We start from the raw sequence: 20,811 nt of genomic DNA on the forward strand, positions 1-20,811 counted from the left end.
CGTGACCCGGGCCGGTCGCCGAGGAGTCGGCGACCGGCCCGGTGCCGTGCGTGCGGCCGGTCACGTGTGCGGGCCGGGACGGCGTCAGCAGACCTGGATGCCGATCAGACAGGTGTCGTCGTCGGTGTCGGCGCTGCTGTGGGTGAGCAGGTGGTCGAGGCGGCGCTCCAGCGACGCCGGGTCCCGGGCGTCCCGGGCCGCGCCGAAGGCCCGCTCGGTGAGCGCGACCAGGCCGTCGAGCGACTCCTGCAGGGTGCGGTCCTTCCGCTCGATCAGACCGTCGGTGTACATCATCAGGGTGTCGCCGGCCTCCAGTTGGAGGGTGCCCTCCTCGTAGTCCGCGTCGGCGAGCGCACCGAGCAGGATGCCGCCGAGCGGCGGGACCGTCTCGGCGCGGCCGCGCCGCAGCAGCACCGGCGGCAGGTGCCCGGCGCGGGCCCAGCTCAGGGTGCGGTCGGCGGGGTCGTAGAGCGCACAGACGGCGGTGGCCGTGACGTGGTCGGTCAGGTGGTGCGTCACGTTGTTCAGCCAGCCCAGCAGTTGGGCCGGACCGGAGCCGGTCGCGGCCAGGCCCCGCAGCGCGTTGCGCAGGGCGACCATGCCGGTGGCGGCCTCGATGCCGTGTCCGGCGACGTCGCCGACGCAGAGCAGGATCCGCTTGCTGGGCAGCGTGACGGCGTCGTACCAGTCGCCGCCGACCATGTGGTCCTTCTCGGCGGGGCGGTAGCGGACGGCGATCCGCAGCCCGGTGAGGTCGAGCGGGCCGCGGCCCACCGGCATGATGGCGTGCTGGAGTTGCAGCGCCAGCCGGTTGCGGGCGGCTGCCTGCTCCTCGGTGTGGGCCAGCTGCTCGCGGGTGGCGGCGAGCGCGACCTCCGTCCAGTGCTGGGCGGAGACGTCCTGGTAGGCGCCGCGGACGGCGGCGAGCCGGGACCACTGGTCCAGCACCGGCTCGGCGACGATCCGGATGTGCCGGACGACGCCGTCGGGCCGGTTGAGCCGGAAGGCGGTGTCGGCCGGCCGGCGGTGGTGCAACAGGGTGCGCACGAAGCGCCCGATAGCGTGCCGGTCGTCGGGGTGGCAGTGGGCGGCGAGTTGGTCGAGGGTCACCGGCGGCGCCGTCGGCGGCAGCCCGTACAGGTCGAAGACGGTCTCGTTCCAGGTGGCCGCGCCCGTCCGCAGGTCCTCCTCGAACCCGCCGATCCGGCCGAGGCGCTGGGCGTGCTGGAGCAGGCTGGCGACACGGCTGGACTCGTCCCGGGTGCGCCACACGCAGACCACGTGGTCGCCGTGGCGGCTGAGCGCGGCCTCGGCGGTGACGGTGAGCGGGACGTCGTCGATCAGCGCGGCCAGGCCGAGGTTCGCCGAGCGGTACGGCTCGCCGGTGGCGTGGACGTGCTCGACGAGCTGGAAGAGGCCGCCGGGCTCCGCGCTCAGCGGGTACGCCTCCAGCAGGGTGGCGCCGGCAACCGCGGCGGCCGGGCGGCCCGCGAAGTCGACGAAGCGGGTGTTCACGTGGCTGATCAGGAAGTCGGCGACGGCGCCGCGGTCGTCGAGCAGCGGCTTGAGCAGCAGACCGGGATCGTGCAGGCCGTCGACCAGGTCGAGCAGTTCCCGCAGGCGGGCGTCGGCGGCCGGGATCAGTGCGCCGGGCGGGATCTCCGGTGCCGACTCCAGGGCGCGGGCGCAGAGCTCCGCCAGCGCCTCGAACTGGCGCAGCACGGCCGGGGGTTGCTCGGCGGTGCGGGCGGCCCAGCAGATCTCCAGGACGCAGGTGAGCCGGCCGCCGATGCCGGCCGGCACGGCGATCCGGGTACCGGTGAGCTGGCGGCGGCCGATGCCGGGCGGGCCGGAGGCGACCGAGTCGAACCGGACGAGGTCGCGGGCGGTGAGCGCGGAGCGCGCCGGGGTGGGGACGCCGGGCGGGACGTAGTGCCAGCGGGCGGCCTCCTCGGCGGTGAACCCGGCCGAGCCGGCGAGCCGGAGCGAACCGTCCGGCTGGGCCTCCCAGATGACCGCGGCACCGGCGTCCAGCGGGGCGAGGGCGTGGTCGAGCACGGAGCGCGCGACCGTGTGGATGTCGTCGGCGGCCATGGCGGCGGCTTCGGCGGTGCGCAGCCGCAGCGCCGGGGAGACCGGCTCGGCGGGCGCGGACCGGTCGCCGCCACGCGGGGCGGGTCCGCCGGCGGCGACGAACTCCCGTGCGGTGTCGGCGATGCCGTCCTGCGCGGCCTGGTTGATGATGTCGGCGGCCAGCTCCAGCACGGTGACGTTCGCCCGCTCGGCGAGCGCGGCGAGCTGGGCCTCGGCCTCGGCCGGACCGCAGGTGAGCCGCCCGATCAGGATGCCCTTGGCCAGCTCGATCAGCGCGCGTCCGTCGGCGGCGGCCTGGGCCTCGCGGACCTCCCGGCGCAGCCGTTCGACGGTGGAGGCGAGCCTGCCGAGGACGCCCGGCACCGGGCCGTCCGTCCGGCGCGGCCCGGGCAGGGGCAACTCGGCGGCCTCGGCGGTCTCGGCGGTCTCCGGTGACACCTCGGCGGTCTCCGCAGGGGCCTCGGCCGGAAGTTCGCCGGACGCGGGGAGGTCGGTGCTCATGCCCGGACCTCCGCGACGCCGCTGCCGAGGCTGCGCCGGATGCAGGCGACCAGGTCGCGGGCGTCGACCGGCTTGGTGACGTAGTCGGTGGCGCCGGAGGCGATGCTCTTCTCCCGGTCGCCCGGCATGGCCTTGGCGGTGACCGCGATGATCGGCAGGTCGGCGTGGGCGGGCATGGCGCGGATCGCCGTGGTGGCGGTGTAGCCGTCCATCTCCGGCATCATCACGTCCATCAGGATGAGGTCGACGCCGGGGTGCCGGGTGAGCGTCTCGATGCCCGCGCGCCCGTTCTCGGCCTGCAGCACCGTCATGCCGTGCAGTTCGAGGATGCCGGTGATGGCGTACAGGTTGCGGTCGTCGTCGTCGACGACGAGCACCGTCCGCCCGGCGAGCGTGCCGTCCACGTCCTGGGCGACGGGGCCGGCGGTCTCCTCGCCGCGGACCAGCGGCAGGACGTCGCCGGGGCGGTCGGCGCTCAGGTGCAGGGCGATGCGTTCGCGGAGTTCGTCCAGGCTGGAGAGCATGTCGACCGGCGGCTGGGCGGACCGGACGGCGAGCGTCTCCTCGTGGCCCCCGGTGCGGCGGCCGCTGTGCGCGAGGACGGGCACGCCGTGCAGGGCGGGGTCGCGGCCCATCGAGTCGAGGAAGGCCGCGGCGGCGCCGTCCGGGAGGTCGAGGTCCAGCACGACGCAGTGGAAGGCCTGGTCGGCGAGCAGGGCTGCGGCCTCCTGGGCGCCGGCGGCCGCGACGATCTCGACCGGCCCGCGCGGGTCGCCGGGGTCGGCGTGCGCGGCCAGGTCGGCGGCGGCGCTCTCGGCGACCATCGAGAGCAGACCGCGCGGCCGCTCCTCGATGACCAGCAGCCGCTTGCGCAGCACGGGCGCCGGGGCGACGGGGGCGGTCCGTTCCTGCGGGCCGGCGGGCTGTGCCTGGTCCGCCGGGCGCGGCTCGGCGGCGTCGGGGTGCTCGGTGGGGAGGTACAGGGTGAAGGTGCTGCCGCGGCCCTGGGTGCTCTCGGCGGTGATGGCGCCGCCGAGCAGGTAGGCGATCTCGCGGCTGATGGAGAGTCCGAGGCCGGTGCCGCCGTACTTGCGGCTGGTGGTGCCGTCGGCCTGCTGGAAGGCGCCGAAGACGCTGTCGAGGTGCTGCGGGGCGATGCCGATGCCGGTGTCGATGACGTGGAAGGCCACCACCGGGCCGCCGTGCCGGGCCAGGCCGGGGACGGCCTCCGCGGCGGCGGGTTCGATCCGCAGCTCGATGCCGCCGCGCTCGGTGAACTTGACGGCGTTGGAGAGCAGGTTGCGCAGCACCTGGCGCAGCCGGTAGTCGTCGGTGAGCAGGGCGGCGGGCACGCCGGCCGCGGTGGTGATCCGGAAGTCCAGGCTCTTCTGGCCGGTGAGCGGCCGGAAGGTGGCCTCCACGTACTCCAGCAGCTTGGCGAGCGGGATCCGCTCGGGGCTGATGTCCATCTTGCCGGCCTCGACCTTGGAGAGGTCGAGGATGTCGTTGATGAGCTGGAGCAGGTCGGAGCCGGCCGAGTGGATGATGCCCGCGTACTCGACCTGCTTGGCCGTCAGGTTCCGGGTGGGGTTCTGGGCGAGCAACTGGGCGAGGATGAGCAGGCTGTTGAGCGGGGTGCGCAGCTCGTGGCTCATGTTGGCGAGGAACTCGGACTTGTACTTGGAGGCCAGCGAGAGCTGGTGGGCGCGGTCCTCCAGCTCCTGGCGGGCCTGCTCGATCTCCAGGTTCTTGGTCTCGATGTCGCGGTTCTGCGCGGCCAGCAGGGCGGCCTTCTCCTCGAGTTCGGCGTTGGAGGACTGCAACTCCTCCTGCCGGGACTGGAGTTCGCGGGAGCGGGTCTGGAGTTCGGCGGTCAGCCGCTGGGACTCGCCGAGCAGTTCGTCGGTGCGGGCGTTGGCGAGGATGGTGTTGACGTTGACGCCGATGGTCTCCATCAGCTGGTCGAGCAGGCCGCGGTGGACGGCGGTGAAGCCGTGCACGGTGGCGAGCTCGATGGCACCGAGCACCTGGTCCTCGGCCAGGATCGGGAAGACCACGAGCTCCAGCGGGGTGGTGCTGCCGAGGCCCGAGGAGACGGTGACGTAGTCGCCGGGCAGCCGGTCGACCACGATCATGCGCTTGCTGCGGGCGGCCTGGCCGACGAAGGACTCGCCGAGGCGGAAGCGGGCGGGGGCCTGTCCGGGCCGGTGCGCGTAGGAGCCGACCAGGGCCAGTTCGGTGCCCTCGGGGGTGTCCTCGGCGAGGTAGAACGCGCCGTACTGGGCGCCGACCAGCGGGGTGAGCTCGTCCATCACGACCTCGGCGACCACCTCGAGGTCGCGGCGGCCCTGCATCAGGCCGGAGATGCGGGCCAGGTTGGTCTTCAGCCAGTCCTGTTCCTCGTTGGCCCGGGTGGTCTCGCGCAGCGACTCCACCATGAAGTTGATGTTGTCCTTGAGGTCGGCGACCTCGCCGGAGGCGTCGACGGTGATCGAGCGGGTCAGGTCGCCGGCCGCCACCGCGCTGGCCACCTCGGCGATCGCCCGGACCTGCCGGGTGAGGTTCCCGGCGAGGCCGTTGACGTTCTCGGTGAGGCGCTTCCAGGTGCCGGAGACGCCCTCGACCTCGGCCTGGCCGCCGAGGGTGCCCTCGGTGCCCACCTCCCGGGCCACCCGGGTGACTTCGGCGGCGAACGCGGAGAGCTGGTCGACCATGGTGTTGATGGTGGTCTTGAGCTCCAGGATCTCGCCGCGGGCGTCGACGTCGATCTTGCGCGTCAGGTCGCCCTTCGCCACCGCGGTGGTGACCTGGGCGATGTTGCGGACCTGGCTGGTCAGGTTGTGCGCCATGAAGTTGACGTTGTCGGTGAGGTCCTTCCAGGTGCCGGCGACGTTCGGCACCCGGGCCTGCCCGCCGAGGGTGCCCTCGGTGCCGACCTCGCGCGCCACCCGGGTCACCTCGTCCGCGAACGCCGAGAGCGTGTCCACCATGGTGTTGATCACGCCGGCCAGGGCGGCGACCTCACCCTTCGCCTCGACGGTGATCTTCTGGCTGAGGTCGCCGCGGGCGACGGCGGTCGCGACCTGGGCGATCGAACGGACCTGCCCGGTCAGGTTGGACGCCATCACGTTGACGTTGTCCGTGAGGTCCTTCCAGGTGCCGGAGGCACCGCGGACGGTGGCCTGGCCGCCGAGGTTGCCCTCGGTACCGACCTCGCGCGCCACCCGGGTCACCTCGTCCGCGAACGCCGAGAGCTGGTCGACCATCGTGTTGATGGTCTCCTTCAGCTCCAGGATCTCGCCGCGCGCGTCGACCCGGATCTTCTGGCTCAGGTCGCCGCGCGCGACCGCCGTCGTCACCTCGGCGATCGACCGCACCTGCGCGGTCAGGTTGTCCGCCATGACGTTGACCGACTCGGTGAGGTCCCGCCAGGTGCCCGACACGTCCCGGACGTCCGCCTGACCGCCGAGCCGGCCCTCCGTCCCGACCTCGCGGGCCACCCGGGTCACCTCCCCGGCGAAGGAGGAGAGCTGGTCGACCATCGTGTTGATGGTCTCCTTCAACTCCAGGATCTCGCCGCGGGCCGTCACGTTGATCTTCTGCGAGAGGTCGCCCTTCGCCACCGCCGTCGCCACCTGCGCGATGGAGCGGACCTGGTCGGTCAGGTTGCCCGCCATGGAGTTCACCGAGACGGTCAGGTCGCGCCAGGTGCCGGCGACGCCGGGCACCTGCGCCTGGCCGCCGAGGATGCCCTCGGTACCGACCTCGCGCGCCACCCGGGTCACCTCGTCCGCGAACGCCGAGAGCTGGTCGACCATCGTGTTGACGGTGTTCTTGAGCTCCAGGATCTCGCCGCGCGCATCGACGGTGATCTTCTGCGAGAGGTCGCCCTTCGCCACGGCCGTGGTCACCTGGGCGATGTTGCGGACCTGGTCGGTCAGGTTGCCGGCCATGAAGTTGACCGAATCCGTCAGGTCGCGCCAGGTGCCGGCGACGCCCGGCACCTGCGCCTGCCCGCCGAGCCGTCCCTCGCTGCCGACCTCTCGCGCCACCCGGGTCACCTCGTCGGCGAAGGAGGAGAGCTGGTCGACCATCGTGTTGACGGTGTTCTTGAGCTCCAGGATCTCGCCGCGGGCGGCGACGTCGATCTTCTGCGAGAGGTCGCCCTTCGCCACCGCCGTCGCCACCTGCGCGATGTCGCGGACCTGGGTGGTCAGGTTGCCGGCCATGGCGTTGACCGAGTCCGTCAGGTCCTTCCACGTCCCCGACACCCCGGGCACCTCGGCCTGGCCGCCGAGCCGCCCGTCGGTGCCGACCTCGCGCGCCACCCGGGTCACTTCCGAGGTGAACAGCGACAGTTGGTCGACCATGCCGTTGAACACGCCGGCGATCTCGCCGAGCAGTCCGTCGGCGTCGTCGGGCAGCCGGGTGCCGAAGTCGCCGTCGCGGACGGCCGTCAGACCGGCCAGCAGATTGCGCAGGTCCGGCTCACCCACCGTACCCGGCGGGTTGGGCCCCGCGGGAAGGACGCCGTTCGCGATCCGGCCCGGCTGCGTCTCCGTCACGGCCACGTTCCCCTCGTCACGGCCGAGTTGCCCCGGTGGTGATGGAGCCGCGCACGGTCCCGGGCGCGACCGCCGGCCGCGCGGGCGGCCTGGCCGCAGGCGACACTACCCTACGCCGCGTACACACAAGCCCTGCTCGGCGGCCCGATCGACGGGCGGACGGACGGAAGTCGCCGGTGCGCGCGGAAGACCGGAAGGGGAATCGGCGGGCGGACGTGTGGTACGAATCCATGCGGGTGATACGCATCCCCACGGAAGGTGATGGACGGCACGGCGGCCCCGCGCAGGGCCGCGGCGGGAGGGCAGCGCAATGGGCACCGGCGACACCGACCAGGCGACCGGAACGGCGACGGACGCCGGCGTCCGCACCGTCGTGGCAGCGGCATTCGACGGTGCGGTCGTCTGCGCCGTCGAGGGCGACCTGGACCTGGACGGCGCGAACGCCGCCCGCCCGGACCTGGAGGCGGCCCTCGCCGCGGCGGCCACCACGCTGTGCCTGGACCTCGCCGGTGTCGGCTTCTGCGACTCCTCGGGACTCAACCTGCTGCTCCGGCTGCGCACCCGGGCCCAGGAGCGGGACGTCCGGCTGGTGCTCTGCGCACTGCCGCCGCAGATGCGGCGCCTGCTCGCGATGACCGGCGCCGACACCGTCTTCGCCGTGCTCGGCTCCACCGCGGAGTTCCGGGGCAGCGGACGGCAGCCGTGACAGCCGCCGCCGACAGCAGTCGCCGCGAGGGGACGGGGGACGTCCCTGCGGCGGTCGCCGCCCGCGCTACGATCGCCTTCGACGGCGGCGGACGGGCCCGCGCCGGACGGCGGTTCGCCGAGGCGGTGCTCGCCTCCTGGGGCGTGGACCCGGCCGGCCCGGCCGCCGACTGCATCCGCCTGGTCGTGGCGGAGCTGCTCACCAACGCCGCCCAGCACGCCGACGGGCCGCTCGAACTGGCGCTCTCCCCGGCCCACGCGGCCGTCCGGATCGAGGTGGTCGACGCCGGACCGGCCCGCCCCCTGCCGCGGCGCCCGCACGACGCCGCCCGGCCGAGCGGCCACGGCCTCTTCATCGTCGAGCGGCTGAGCTCGTCCTGGGGCGTGGCCGAGCACCCCGCGGGCAAGACCGTCTGGGCCGTCCTCCCCCTTGCGGGGACCGGCCCGGGCATCCGGTAGGGCCGGTCGTCCGAGGCGCACGGGGTGAACCACCAGGGGTGCGTGGGGGCACCCCCAGCCTTCGGCCCGGGGTGCCCCCACGCACCCCTACGGGATGGCCCGATCAGGCGGTCGCCGTCAGGTCGCCCGGGTGTGGGGCTCGGCGTTCGAGGCCGTGGGCGGTGTCGGGTGCCTCGTCGGTGTCCGGGTCGTCCGGGCGGGCGTGTCCGTGGCCGAGGGCGGCGAGGTCGTCGAGCAGTGCCCCGAGGGCGCCGAGCACGGCGCGGTCGCGCCGCGGCGTCTCGGGCCCGTCCTCGGGCGCACGGTGGGGGTGGTGCGGGAACGCCATCGCTCCTCCTCGGGCAGGGCTCGGCCGGAGGTCGGCCGGGGCTCGGCCGCGGCCCGGACGGGGTGTCCGCCGATCCGCGGGCCGTCAGTGTGAGGGATGCGGCCGCCCGCCGCCCTCCGGTCCCTCCGTCCGGGTGACGTCGGCCGAGGCGTCGTGGGCGGCCGGCTCGTCGCCGGCCAGGCCGAGCACCTCCAGCAGCAGCCGCCGGTCCTCCCCGTCGCGGGCGTGTTCGGCCACCACCGCGCGGACCCGGTCGAGGGTCTCGGGTCTCAGTGCACCGGCGGGTTCGACGTTCTCGCCGAGCATGGCGAGGTCGCGATCGGCATGGGCCACGGCAGGCTCCCTTCGCCGTGCGGGACGCAGAACCCTCCAGGCTACTGCGCCCCGGACCGGGACGGGCCGTACGGTCCGCCTCCTGCTCCGTCCGCGGAACAGGAGTGTCCGCCTGCCCGGCCCGACCGCACGCAAACCCCGCGGCGGACGGCCCGCTCACGCGCCCGGTGCGCCTGCCCGGCGGGTGTGTCACCGCCTGCCGCCGGTGCTCAGTGGGCCAATGCTCGGTGAGCCGGTGCTCAGTAGGGCAGCGGCCGACCCGACGGGGTCCGCAGATCGAGCGGAGGCCTCGGCTTGCCCCGGACGGGGCGTGACACCACCTTGATCCTGATCATCACCGTCACCTCCTCGGTCACCGGCACGGGCGGACCTCTGCCCACCTGCGCCGTTCCCCACGCGTACCGGATCTCTGCCCCGTCCGGGGCCCGGTCAACCACGGTCCGCGGGGCAGGTCGTCCGGTTCCGGTCAAGAGGCCGGAAAGCCCACCGCGGCGCTCCTCGGGCACACCTGACGGGGCGCCACGAACACCCGACGCCGGCGGGGCGCGCCACGGGCGGCGCCGCCGGCGTCCGGACGGAGGGTCAGTGCGACGGTGTCGGCAGCGGGGGCTTGGCCGCGGTGTGGAGCCAGGCCTCGAAGAGCGGGCCGAGGTCGCGGTGCGAGATCTTCTCGGCGAGCCGCAGCAGGTCACCGGTGTCCACCGTGCCGTAGCGGTGGGTACTCGCCCAGGTGCGGAGCAGGTCGAAGAAGTCGCGGTCGCCGATGGTGGTGCGCAGGGCGTGCAGGGTCATCGCGCCGCGGATGTAGACCGCGTCGTAGTTGAACATCTCGTCGCGGCCGGGATCGCCGGTCTCCAGGGTCCAGAACCGGTCGCCGGCGGGCGTCTCGTAGTAGGTGTCGAAGACCTGCTGCACGGTGGGGCCGCCGTGGTCCTCCTGCCACAGCCATTCGGTGTAGGTGGCGAAGCCCTCGTTCAGCCAGATGTCGCGCCAGGTGGAGGGGGTGACGCTGTCGCCGTACCACTGGTGGGCGATCTCGTGGACGACGGTGAGCTCGTCGGTGCCCCCGTCGTAGACCGGGCGGCTCTGGGTCTCCAGGGCGTAGCCGACGCCGATCCGGTCGATGATGCCGCCGGTCGAGTCGAAGGGGTACGCGCCGAAGCGCTCCCGCTCCCAGGCGACCGCCTGGGCGGTGGCCGGATGCAGCAGGCCGTCGCCCCTGCCGGTCGGGTCGTAGGCGGTGATGTTGGGCAGGCCGCCGTCGGTGCTGCGGGTGACCCGGAAGTCGCCGATCGCGACCATCGACAGGTAGCCGGCCATCGGCTTGCGCATCTGCCAGGTGACGGTGGTGCGGCCGTCGCGGGTCTGCGGCGGGCCGGCCGGTTCACCGTTGGCGAGGGCGGTGACCCCGGTCGGGGTGGTGATCCGGAAGGTGTAGGTGGCCTTGTCCCGCAGGTCGTCGTTGAGGGGGTACCAGGTGCGGGCTCCGTCGGGCTCGTTGAGGGCGACGGCACCGTCCGGGGTGTTGATCCAGCCGTAGTCGCCGAGGGCCGGGTCGGAGATCCGCTCGGGGGTGCCCCGGTAGCGGACCACGACGCCGAACACCGCTCCGGGGCGGATCGGGCGGGCGGGGGTGACGGTCAGCTTCTGGCCGTCCCGCCGGTACGCGGCGGTCCTGCCGTCGACCATGACCTCCTGGACGGCCGGGCCCGAGTAGTCCAGGCGGAAGGAGGCGAGCGGGCGGTCGGCGGTCGCGGTAATGGTCGCCCGGGCGTCCAGCAGGTGGCTCGCCGGGGTGAAGTCGAGGTCGAGGTCGTAGTGGCGGACGTCGTAGCCCTGGTTGCCGCTGAGCGGGAAGTACGGGTCCGGCGGGGTGAGCGCCGCGCCGGCGGGTGCGGCGGCACCTGCGGGCGCACCGGCGAGGAGCAGCAGAACGGCTGCGGCGGAGACCGCCGCCGTCGCCCGGGTTCGTCTCATCATTCGCCACATGCTCCGACAGCCTCCCCGGCGGGCGCCGCCGCCGCGCCGGGGCGGCCGGCCGGGTCCTCCGGACGGCGGGCGCGGGGTGCTGCGCACCGGGGCGGCGCGCTCACGGGAGTCCGGGCTCAGCCTGCCCGCTGACGCAGGTGCTGCTCGGCCTCGTCGAGCCAGTCGAGGTACCAGCGGGCGAAGGTGACGGGCCGGCCGTCGGGGTCGAGCAGCGGGGCGAGGTCGAGGTCGTCGATGCGGTTGTCGGACCAGATCCGGCCGCGCTCGGGGCCGCTGACGATCAGCCACTCGCGCTGGCCGCAGCCCAGGTGGCACAGGACGATCGCGCCGACGGTGCGGTCCGCGGCCCACAGCAGGTCGCCCATGCGGTCGTCCCACTCCTCCATGGCGGTGTCGTACTCGTCCTCGTCCTCGAAGGACTCCTCGTCGGGGCGCTGCGCGACCAGCACTGCGAGCGCCTCGGGGCCCGTGGCGGGGAAGGGCTCGGCGATCCGGTCCAGGTCGGCCAGGTCGGCGCCGTCGCCGGACCAGGCCCAGCCGCTCCCGGTGCGGTGGACCGGGTACACCCCGTGGCAGGGGCCGGCGCCACCGGCGCCGACCTGCAGCAGGAAGCTGCGGTACTCGTCGGGGAGCGTCGTGCCGAGCCGGGTCTCCAGGGCCTCGACCTCGGCCGGTGCGAGGACCGGGTCGAGCCGGAAGCCGTGCGTCGCAGCGCCGAAGAAGCCGACCGTGCCGCCCAGTGCCCCGACCCGCTCCCGGACGCCCGCCCACATCTCATCGACCATGCCCGGCAGGTTAGCGCCTCACGGTGACGGGTGTGCGCCCGCCGGTTCGGTGATCCAGCCGCAGGCCAGGGCCAGGCCGGTCGGCCGGTGCACGGCGAGGAAGGCGAACGGCCGGTCGATGCGGACCCGGGCGACGGTGACCCGGTGCAGCACGGACGGGCGTGCGGCCGTGCCTCGGGTCATGCCGACGGCGGTGACGGCGGCGGCTTCGAAGCCGCGGGCGCCGAAGACGGCGGTGGCCTGCTGCCTGGCCTGGGAGACCTGCAGCGGCGGGGTGCGGCAGATCCCCGGGAAGGAGTCCCGTTCGCTCGCCGTGCGCAGGCCGAACAGCTCCGCCCGTTCGAGCAGGTCGTGCGTGGTGTCGACGGTGAAGGCCGCGGTGGTCAGGTCCAGCCGGTCCCCGGGGGTGGCGCTGTCCAGGGTTTCGGTCGTCAGGCCCGGCCACGGCCCGCCGGTCGGCAGCTCGGCCGCCGGGATGCGCCGGGCGCGGCCGTCCAGCAGTGCGAGGCCCGCCGCGAGGACCGGGCCGAGCGGGGCGTCCTCGGTGCCGAGCAGCAGGTGGACGTCGGTCTCGGCGGTGCCGGGCAGGCGCACTTCGGTGACCGGGCCGGCGGCGGTCTCGGCGACCGCGAGGTGGTCGAACAGCTCGGTGCCGTCGAGCCGCAGTGCGGCGATCGGCCGGCCGACCCACGGACCGGAGTCGGCGTGCTGCCAGCTCTCCTGGAAGGCGTACCGCCAGCGGGTGCGGACGGCCACGGCGCTGGCCAGCACCAGCAGCAGGTCGCGGTCGACCTCCAGGGGCATGGACCGGACGAGGCCGCCGGTGTGCTTCCGGGCCCACCGGTCGAGGACGAGCCGGTCGAGCGCGGGCACGCCCTTGAGGGTGCCGCGGGTGTGCCGTCCGACCTCGGCCAGCCAGCCCGGATCCGGTCGGACGCCGCCCGCGGTCCACAGGCCGACGGCGGCACCGGCACCGGGCACGTCGCGCAGCAGGACGAGGAGCTCCCGTCCGCGCCGGGCCGCCTCCTCGGCGGGCAGGCCGAGCGCCTCCTCCAGTTCCTTGCGGGCGGCGCCGTCCGCCCCGGCGGCCAGGAGACCGAGCAGCGGCCAGACGCCGACGGCCGTGAGGACCGTGCCGCCGCTCCCGGTGCCGCCGAGTTCGGCCGCCCAGCGCTCCGCGAGCGCGTTGACGATCCGTGCCGTGTCCGCCGCAGTCTCCAAGGCCGCCCCCTGCCCGCCGAACCGATCGGTCAGCCGATGCTAGGGGCACACGGCGCCGGGCGGTGACTTTTCCTTCCGTCCGGTCCGACATGTGACGTTCGGTCAGCCCCAGACGGTGCCGAGGATGCCGCGGCCCTCGGCGCCGGCCGGGTCGAGGAAGTGCGGCACGCCGCCCGTACCGATCCGCACCGGCACGGCCCGGACGCTCTTCAGGATCCGCCCCCAGTGGACGAGTTCGACGACCACGGCCTGCTGGACCTGTTCGGAGAAGGTCATGTCGAAGACGAAGTTGCCCAGGCCGTGCACGATCGGGCGGCCGCGGTAGATCTCGATGGGCTGCACCCAGTGCTGGTGCATGCCGACCACCGCGTCGGCCCCGGCGTCGATCAGCCGGTGGCCGACGGTGTACTGCTCGGCGACCGGGCGGTGCGAGTACTCGCGGCCCCAGTGCGGGACGACCACCAGCACGTCGGCGGTCGGGCGGGCGGCGCGCACGGACGCTTCCAGCGCCGCGAGGTCGCCCTCGGCGAGCGGGCCGGTGATCGGCGGCATCCGCTGCCACACCACACCCGGCGCGGCCGGGCCCGCCTCCGGGGACTCGCCGACGGCGCAGAACGCGAGCACGGCGAAGCGCAGCCCGCCGGCCGTCGCCAGGGCCGGCTCGCGGGCGGCGGCGATGTCCGCACCGGCGCCGGTGGTGGCGAAGCCCTCCCCGCGGGCGATCGCCACCGTCCGCACCAGGGCGTCGGGCCCGTAGTCGCCCAGGTGGTTGTTGCCGAGGGTGAGGATGTCGTAGCCGGCCCGGCGAGGGCCCGCGAGCGCCCTCGGGTCCGCGCCGAAGGAGTCGCCGCCGTGGGTGGCCCGGCCCTCCTTGGAGAGGGTGCACTCCAGGTTCCCCACGGTCAGTCCGGCGGCGGCCAGCCGGCCCGCGGTCTGCGAGAACGGGAGTTCCCAGTCGCCGACGGCCGCCATCCCGGCGCCGACCCGGCGGCCGAGCATCACGTCGCCGGTCCACATGCTGGTGACCACCGGATCGGGGGCGGTCACGGCGTCGACCGCGGCGGTGACGGGGTAGTCGGCCGGTGCGGTCAGCGGGTCCCGGCCGTCCACCGGCACGACGGCGGTGCCGGGTACCACGGCGTCCGCCGTCACCACGGCGACGGCGTCCCCGGCGGCGGCCACCTCCGCCACCGCGCCCGGCCCGCGCACCACCCGGAGTCCCTGCCAGGTGTCCGCCCCGCCGGAGTGCACGGCCTCCAGTTCGGCCCGGGTCGCGGTGCGGCCGATCGCCGTCACCGGGTGGACGGCCAGCACCACGGGCAGTCGGACGCCGCCGTCCGACCGCAGGGCCTCGGCGGCGGTCGCGGCGCCCCGGTGGGGCCGGCGCTCCGGCGTGCCGCTGCTGCACGCGGCGAGCAGTCCGCCGGCGGCACCCAGCAGCACCGCGCGGCGGGAGACGAGCGGCGTCACCGGGCACCCCGGAGTGCGCCGCTGCGCTGACGGACCACCCTCACCACGCTACGCCCCACCGCGCGCCCCGCACGGCGGCCGGTTCGCCCGGCACGGCCCGAAAGCACGGGCCTCGGCGCGGCTGACGACGCCGGCGGCCGTTCCGGAGTTGGCCGAACATGCCGGGGCGGGCACCGCGCCGCGGTATGCCGCCGAAATCCGTCCTGACCAGCGGACATCCTCTGATGGTCCGTCATGACGGTGGTCCGGCTGGCCTGGTGGTACGTTTGCGGAGCGACCTGCTCTTCCCTCGAACACCCCGTGCTGTTCGCCCGTTGGCCGCCTGAACGTGCGCTGCGCTCGCTTGGCTTGCCCCCGACATCGGGCGGACCACGGGAGGGGCGCGGGTATGGCAGGGCGGATCGGCCGGCGGAGCACGGCGGGCACACGGGCGGGGCGGGCCGGGCGGTTGGCGGCGGCCGCGGCACTGCTCCCGGCGCTGCTCGACCTCACCGGGTGCGCGGGCGGCGCGGGTGCCGCCGAGAACGCCGCGGTGACCGTGCTGACCATGGCCCCGTCCGGCTCCGGCTCCGCGGACCGGTCGGGGAGCACCGCGCTGGCCGAGGCGATCGGACGGTCCGTCAGCGCCAAGGGCGGGTTCGGCGGGCACCGGCTGCACGTGCTGACCTGCAACGAGCAGGACACCGCGGAGGGGGCGGCGGCCTGCGCCCGGCAGGCGGTGGACGCCCACGCGGTGGCGGTGATCGGCTCGTACAGCCGGCACGCCGAGGACTTCATGCCGGCCCTGGAGGCGGCGGGCATCCCCTACCTGGGCGGTTACGGGCTGTCCGGGCCGGAGTTCTCCAGTCCGCTGTCCTACCCGGTGGCGGGCGGCACGCCGGCGCTGATCGCCGGCAGCGGGCGCCAACTGGTCGCGGCGGGCTGCAAGTCGATCGCGCTGGTGCGGCCCGACAACCGCACCGGCGACACCCTCACCCGCTACCTGTCCGGCGCGCTGCGGCCGGCCGGGGTGCCGCTCACCGACGTGAAGGCCGCGGAGAAGGGCCCGGACTTCACCGCGCTCGCCCGGGCGGCGGTCGGCGGGGACCGCAAGGACGGTTGCGTGACGACGGCGCTCGGCGTCGAGCAGACCCGGGCCCTGCTGGACGCCTACCGGAAGCTCGCCCCGGCCCGGACCCGGCTCGGCGCGGTGCTCGGCGGCGTCCAGCAGTCGGTGGTCGACGCCACCGGCGGCAAGGCGGGTCCGCTGGAGGGCGCCCTGGTGACCGGCTGGTACCCGCCCGAGTCCTCCGCGGTCTGGGACGAGCTGCGCCACACCCTGGAGGGCCGGCCCGCGGACTCCCCGGTGGACGTCTCCGACCTGGGCGTGCAGACCACCTGGGTCGCCTACCAGGTCTTCTTCCAGGCGGCCGACCGACTGGCCTCGGCCGGCCTGCCGCTGACCGCGAAGACGCTGCGCAACCAGCTGGACAGCGGGGACTCGCTGGACACCGGCGGTGTCACCCCGCCGCTGGACTGGGGCATGGCGAGCATGCTGCCGAGCGCCGAGTCGCCGCGGCTGACCAACACCTGGGTGACGTTCCAGCAGGTGGAGAACGGCCGGCTGGCCCAGCAGCAGAGCGGGTTCGTGGACGTCCGCTGGGTGCTCACCGGCAAGCGCGCCCCGCAGTAGCGGCCGGGACTGCGTTCCGTCACGCCTGCGACGGCCTGTCGCAACATGGCTGTGGTGCCGCAACCGTGCCAGCCCTTCACATCTGCGATGGCCTGTCACCGAGACGAACGGCCGCGCGCCCGGTGTCCTCTCACCACAGGGCGCGCGGCGGCTCGGGTGCCGGGACGGCGCGGCCGACGCCGCGCCGTCCCGGCCCGCCGTCACCGGCGGTGCGGCAGCCGGAAGGAGTTGAAGAAGTCCTTGCCGGGGGTGCCCACGCCGGTGGCGGTGTCGTAGCCCTTGGCCGCGGACAGGCCGTAGTCGGCCGCGATCTTGTAGAGCCGGACCTTCAGCGCGCCGCCGACCAGGCCGAGGTCGACCACGTTGCCGAACTTGTTGTGCACGGCGGAGTCGTTGACGTCGTGGAAGGCGCCGCCGCCGGCCCGGTCGTAGATCGCCGGGTTGGCGAAGCCGACCGCCCGGCCGCCGCGGGCCTGCACGGCGTCGGCGAGCATGGCCGCGTACTCCGGGGCGGAGACCGAGGTGCCGCCGTAGCCGCCCTCGCTGTAGGTGCCGCCGTCGGTGTAGCCGACCAGGGTGGCGGCGACCAGGTCGCCGCTCATCGCGACGTCCGGGGTGGCGCGCAGCGGGGTCGCGGACTTGGTGCCGTCGGCCGCGGTCTTGGCGATCCGGTCCGGCACGACGCCCTGCTGGTACCACGGCTGGGCGAAGTCCTTGGAGACGCCGCCACCACCGCCGAAGTAGAACTTGCCGGGGAAGGGCGTCCAGGACTTCTGGTCGTCGGAGAGGACGGACCGCTGGTCGCCCATCGACACCTCGCGGCCGTAGTGGCCGGCCTTGTCGGCGAGTTCGAGCGCCGTGCCGCCGACCGAGGTGACCCACGGCGAGGAGGACGGCCAGTCGGTCTGCGCCTGGGTGGTGTCGGTCTGGCAGTTGACGCCGGTGGCCGCGGCGCCCGGCGAGCTGTCGCCGCAGTCGCCGGAGGAGAAGGTGAAGCCGATGCCGGTGACCGCGGCGCGCTGGAACAGCTGGTTGTCGGCGGCGACCACCGCGGGGTCGAGGTCCCCGCCGGTGCCGTGCATGATCTCGCCCCAGGAGTTGGAGACCACGTCGGCCAGGTGCTCGTCGACGACCTTCGCCATGGCGTCGTAGAGGTCCTGGTCGTAGCAGGAGTTGCCGCCGACGTAGACCACCTGGGCGTCCGGCGCGAGGCCGTGCGCCATCTCGACGTCCAGCGCCTCCTCGCCGGCCCATCCGGCCGCGCCGCCGCACTCGTCCTGGTGGGTCCACTTGTCCGGGGTGACGTACTCGCGGTACTGCCCGGCCGCGAACGGCTTGTCGCCGTGCAGCGTGGAGAAGTGGTTGGCGTCCTGCTCCATGCTGGCGAGGCCGTACGCGTCGATGATCGCGATCCGGGCGCCCTTGCCGGACACCTTGGCGTCGGTCACGCCGTACGCCTTGCGCAGCTGGCTCGGGACGTAGGAGCAGGGGGCGAACGGCTCGTTCTTCTCGTAGCCGTCCGGCGCGCCCTTGGCTGTCTTCGAGCCGTAGCCGTCCTCGGAGCAGGTCGGCACGGTCGGCAGGGTCGCCGGCGCCTTCCCGGCCGGGGCGGCCAGCCGGGCGGACTCGGCGCCGGCCTGCGCACGGGCCTCGGCCTCGCGGACGGAGACGGCGTGCGAGGTGTTCTTGTGCAGGGTGTCGCTCAGGCCGCTGACGGCGAGCACCGCGCCGGCCGCCGAGGCCGGGACGACGGCGTCCTTCGCGGCGGCCCGGTGCAGGCCGTCCTCGGTGCGGTAGGTGCGGAAGCCGGTGCCGAACGCCTTGGCGAGGGCACCGGTGCTGCCGGAGACCTGCACGTAGTGCGCCGTGGTGGCGTCGACCTTGAGGCCGGCGCCGGTCACCCAGTCGGTGACCGCCTTAACCTGCGCGGCGGAGGCGCCGAACCGGGCCTCGGCCTGGCCGTCAGGGAGGAACGCCCCGTAGGCCGGCGAGTTCGGGTCGGAGACCGCCTTGGCGAGGGCGGCGAGACCGGCCTGGTCCTGGCCCGCCAGGTAGATCCGGGCGGAGGCCGGGGCGGAGTCGGGCACGGCGCCGGCGTCGGCCTGCGCGGTGGCCCACTCCGGGTGGGTGCCGGGGAGCGGCTTGGCGGTCTGCTCGCCGGTCGGCGTGGCAGCGCCGGCCGGGGCGGCCGCCCCGAGGGTTCCCAGGATCAGTGCGGCGGTGGCCGGTACGGCGATCCTGGAGATCCGGTTGCGTGCTATGGGCACGTCTGTCCCCCACTTCGGGAAAGAATGGTGGAGCGTCGGTGTCGCTCAACGAGGGCGCGGCAGGGCGGGCCGGCGGAGGAAGTCCCCGGCCTGCGTCGATGGTTGACTGCCGTGAGCCATCTATTCCGATGATCACGTGGATCTCAAGGGACGGCGGAAAAGATTTACCGGTGCATGACCAGTCCCGGGGGAACCCATAGCCTGATCACCCACGACCGTACGGGCCGTCAGCTCTCGCCCACCGATCGACGCATGACGTCCGCTCACGTCGGAGCGGATACCGGGGGTACCGCGCCCGGCGGTCCGCCGGCACGTCTGACCAGGCGGCTCCCTCCCGGCGAGCGGCCGCACCTGCCGGGTCCGGCGCCGATTCGCGTGTATTGTCCGGGCCGACCCGTAGTCCCATCCGTGAGGACGCCGAAGCCGTGCCAGCCGACACCCACCGCGCCGGGCAGCCGGCAGCCGCCGCCGGGCGGCGGCAGGGGTGCGCCCGGTGACCGGCGCGGCGCTGGCGGCACTGACCGCGGACTCGGGCACCGCCGAGTCGGTGGGCTTCCCGGCCCTGTTCCTGCTGGTGGCGCTCGGATCCGTCGTCCCGGTCTTCCCCACCAGCATCCTGGTCAGCGCGACGGCCGCGGCGGCCGTGCACTCCTCGGCGGTACCCCGCGACGTGGCGCTGGTGGTCGCCTGCGCGGGCCTCGGCGCATGGTGCGGGGACGTCATCCTCTACCGCCTCGCCGGGCAGGCGGGCGGACGGTTGGAGACGCGGATCCGGCCGAAGTTCGACCATCCGCGGGTCCAGGAGGCCGAACGCAGGCTCGACGAGCACGGCCGGGCCGTCCTGGTGCCGTCCCGGCTCGTCCCCGGCGGGCGGATCTTCATGATCGCGGCCTGTCTGCTCTCCGGCTGGCCCGTCCGCCGCTTCGCCGTCGGCGAGGCTCCGGCCGCCCTGCTGTGGGCCGCCGCCTACACCCTGATCGGCGCCCTCGGCGGCGCCCTCTTCGACCAGACCTGGATGAGCGTCCTCGCCGCCGTCGGCCTCGTCCTGCTGGTGGGCGGCGCGGCCGTGCTCTGGCGCCGACGGCGCCGGGCCCGCACCGGATCCCCGACCGCGCCGAGCCCCGGCGGGACGGGCCCCGCGAGCGGGACGGGCGGCACGGACGCGGCGGACGGCACGAGCGGTACGGACGCAACGGACGGCGCGGACGGCGACCGGTGACGTTCCGGCGACCGGAGGGCCGGGACCACCGGACGCCCGGACGCCCTGACGGCCGCTCAACCGGCAACGGTTGCCAGGCGGTGCGTGTGCGTGGCAAGGTGTGAGCCGCGCTCCGCACGGGAGCGCGCACTCACCCCCAAGGGAATGAAGTCCATGGTCCCGGCGTCCCTCAGCGGCCGCCGTCGGTACTGAGCGCCTGCCTGCTGCGCAGCCTCACGTACCACGCCCGTCTCACGGCGGCCCCACGCGCGGTGCCCCGCACCGCCTGCCATCGCCCTCCGCTGCGGTGGCGCCGGCTCGTACCGGCCCGACATCCAGTGCTGCCCGCCACCGGTGCGGGTGTGCACCCACCCTTGTCTTGACGTGAGGTCATCATCACCGTGGACACCCCTGTCCAGAGCTTCGCCGTTGCCAACCTTCGCCGCCGTCCCCTGGTCGTCGAGACCGGCGGGTTCGTGGCGGGCTTCGACCCCGACACCACCAGCCCCTACATCAACTACGCGACCCCGCTGGCCGGCGCCGAGCCGACCGCGGCGGACGTCGCCGGCCTGGTCGCGGCCTTCCGCGACCGCGGCCTCAAGCCGCGGCTGGAGTTCGCGCCCGACTCCGCTCCCCTCGTGGAGCGGGCGCTGCTCGCGGCCGGCTTCACCGTGGAGGCCGTGCACGCGTACCTGGTCTGCACCCCCGCCACCCTGACCCCGCCCCGGTACGGCGACGCGCCCGTGCCGACGGTCGAGGCACCCGGCGGGGACACGGACTACGCGGCGATCGACGCGGCCCTGTCCGAGGCGTTCGCCGGCGAGTTCACCTCCTCCCCGGAGGGGGCGGCCCGCCTGCGCCGGACCGAGGACGGCGGCGGCGCCGTCCGCTTCGTCCGCTCCCCCGACGGCGGCTGCGCCGGCGGGGCGATCTGCTCGGCCCCGGCCGTCGGCACCTCGGAACTGGCCGGCGTCGGCACCCGGCCCGACTACCGCGGTCGCGGCATCGCGGCGGCGGTCACCGCCGAGCTGGCCGCGACGATGTTCGGCCGCGGCGCCTCGTCCGTCTGGCTGGAGTACTCCGGCGAGGGCTCCCGCCGCGTGTACGAACGGGTCGGCTTCCGCCCCCAGGGCCGCCGCCTCTACATCGCCCTGGAGGACTGACCCGGCGACGCCGCGGTGGGGGGGGGCCCGCGCGGCGGGGGGCGCCGCCCGCCCCCCCCCC

Annotated in this window: 14 protein-coding genes; 5 read left to right on the top strand and 9 right to left on the bottom strand. The window is 74.7% G+C overall.

Annotated features, from left to right (window positions below):
- Window positions 1-84 precede the first annotated feature (84 nt).
- Window positions 85-2,595 carry a SpoIIE family protein phosphatase gene (locus AB0O09_RS24320; protein WP_363544356.1) on the bottom strand — a complete coding sequence of 837 codons (2,511 nt, stop codon included), beginning with the start codon at window positions 2,593-2,595 and terminating at the stop codon, window positions 85-87.
- On the bottom strand, window positions 2,592-7,160 hold the full coding sequence (locus AB0O09_RS24325; RefSeq protein WP_363544358.1) for a HAMP domain-containing protein: 4,569 nt from the start codon (window positions 7,158-7,160) through the stop codon (window positions 2,592-2,594). The genes AB0O09_RS24320 and AB0O09_RS24325 overlap by 4 nt, the downstream gene beginning before the upstream one ends.
- A 310-nt stretch (window positions 7,161-7,470) precedes the next feature.
- Here AB0O09_RS24325 and AB0O09_RS24330 point away from each other — a divergent pair, with 310 nt between their 5' ends.
- Both AB0O09_RS24330 and AB0O09_RS24335 read left to right on the top strand, forming a co-directional pair.
- Entirely contained in the window at window positions 7,471-7,866 is a 396-nt protein-coding gene (locus tag AB0O09_RS24330; RefSeq protein ID WP_363544360.1) for an STAS domain-containing protein, read from the top strand.
- Window positions 7,863-8,324, top strand: a complete 462-nt coding sequence (locus tag AB0O09_RS24335; RefSeq protein ID WP_363544362.1) for an ATP-binding protein — start codon at window positions 7,863-7,865, stop codon at window positions 8,322-8,324. The genes AB0O09_RS24330 and AB0O09_RS24335 overlap by 4 nt, the downstream gene beginning before the upstream one ends.
- 103 nt (window positions 8,325-8,427) lie before the next feature.
- On the opposite strand, the gene AB0O09_RS24340 is transcribed toward AB0O09_RS24335, so the two are convergent.
- From AB0O09_RS24340 to AB0O09_RS24365, 6 genes are all read right to left on the bottom strand, one after another.
- Entirely contained in the window at window positions 8,428-8,652 is a 225-nt protein-coding gene (locus AB0O09_RS24340) for a hypothetical protein (RefSeq protein WP_363544364.1), read from the bottom strand.
- Window positions 8,653-8,736: 84 nt separating this feature from the next.
- The gene (locus AB0O09_RS24345; RefSeq protein ID WP_363544365.1) at window positions 8,737-8,985 is read right to left on the bottom strand and encodes a hypothetical protein; all 249 of its coding nucleotides are present in this window, start codon (window positions 8,983-8,985) and stop codon (window positions 8,737-8,739) included.
- A 582-nt stretch (window positions 8,986-9,567) separates the two neighbouring features.
- On the bottom strand, window positions 9,568-10,965 hold the full coding sequence (locus tag AB0O09_RS24350; RefSeq protein WP_363544367.1) for a M1 family metallopeptidase: 1,398 nt from the start codon (window positions 10,963-10,965) through the stop codon (window positions 9,568-9,570).
- A gap of 125 nt (window positions 10,966-11,090) precedes the next feature.
- Complete coding sequence (locus AB0O09_RS24355) at window positions 11,091-11,759, bottom strand: SMI1/KNR4 family protein (RefSeq protein WP_363544368.1); 669 nt, start codon at window positions 11,757-11,759, stop codon at window positions 11,091-11,093.
- Between the two features lie 18 nt (window positions 11,760-11,777).
- Entirely contained in the window at window positions 11,778-12,980 is a 1,203-nt protein-coding gene (locus tag AB0O09_RS24360; protein ID WP_363544370.1) for a serpin family protein, read from the bottom strand.
- A 102-nt stretch (window positions 12,981-13,082) separates the two neighbouring features.
- Window positions 13,083-14,450 (bottom strand): CapA family protein, encoded by a 1,368-nt coding sequence (locus AB0O09_RS24365; protein ID WP_363544371.1) that lies wholly within the window; start codon window positions 14,448-14,450, stop codon window positions 13,083-13,085.
- Between the two features lie 388 nt (window positions 14,451-14,838).
- Here AB0O09_RS24365 and AB0O09_RS24370 point away from each other — a divergent pair, with 388 nt between their 5' ends.
- Entirely contained in the window at window positions 14,839-16,122 is a 1,284-nt protein-coding gene (locus AB0O09_RS24370; protein WP_363544372.1) for an ABC transporter substrate-binding protein, read from the top strand.
- A gap of 200 nt (window positions 16,123-16,322) precedes the next feature.
- Here the strand turns inward: AB0O09_RS24370 and AB0O09_RS24375 are convergent, their stop codons facing one another.
- The gene (locus AB0O09_RS24375; RefSeq protein ID WP_363544374.1) at window positions 16,323-18,389 is read right to left on the bottom strand and encodes a S53 family peptidase; all 2,067 of its coding nucleotides are present in this window, start codon (window positions 18,387-18,389) and stop codon (window positions 16,323-16,325) included.
- A gap of 493 nt (window positions 18,390-18,882) precedes the next feature.
- Here AB0O09_RS24375 and AB0O09_RS24380 point away from each other — a divergent pair, with 493 nt between their 5' ends.
- Window positions 18,883-19,608 carry a VTT domain-containing protein gene (locus AB0O09_RS24380; RefSeq protein WP_363544376.1) on the top strand — a complete coding sequence of 242 codons (726 nt, stop codon included), beginning with the start codon at window positions 18,883-18,885 and terminating at the stop codon, window positions 19,606-19,608.
- Window positions 19,609-19,988: 380 nt separating this feature from the next.
- Complete coding sequence (locus tag AB0O09_RS24385; RefSeq protein ID WP_363544377.1) at window positions 19,989-20,750, top strand: GNAT family N-acetyltransferase; 762 nt, start codon at window positions 19,989-19,991, stop codon at window positions 20,748-20,750.
- Window positions 20,751-20,811: the final 61 nt, after the last annotated feature.

It is taken from the genome of Kitasatospora sp. NPDC093679, assembly GCF_040683455.1.
Classification (GTDB): Bacteria; Actinomycetota; Actinomycetes; order Streptomycetales; family Streptomycetaceae; genus Kitasatospora; species Kitasatospora arboriphila.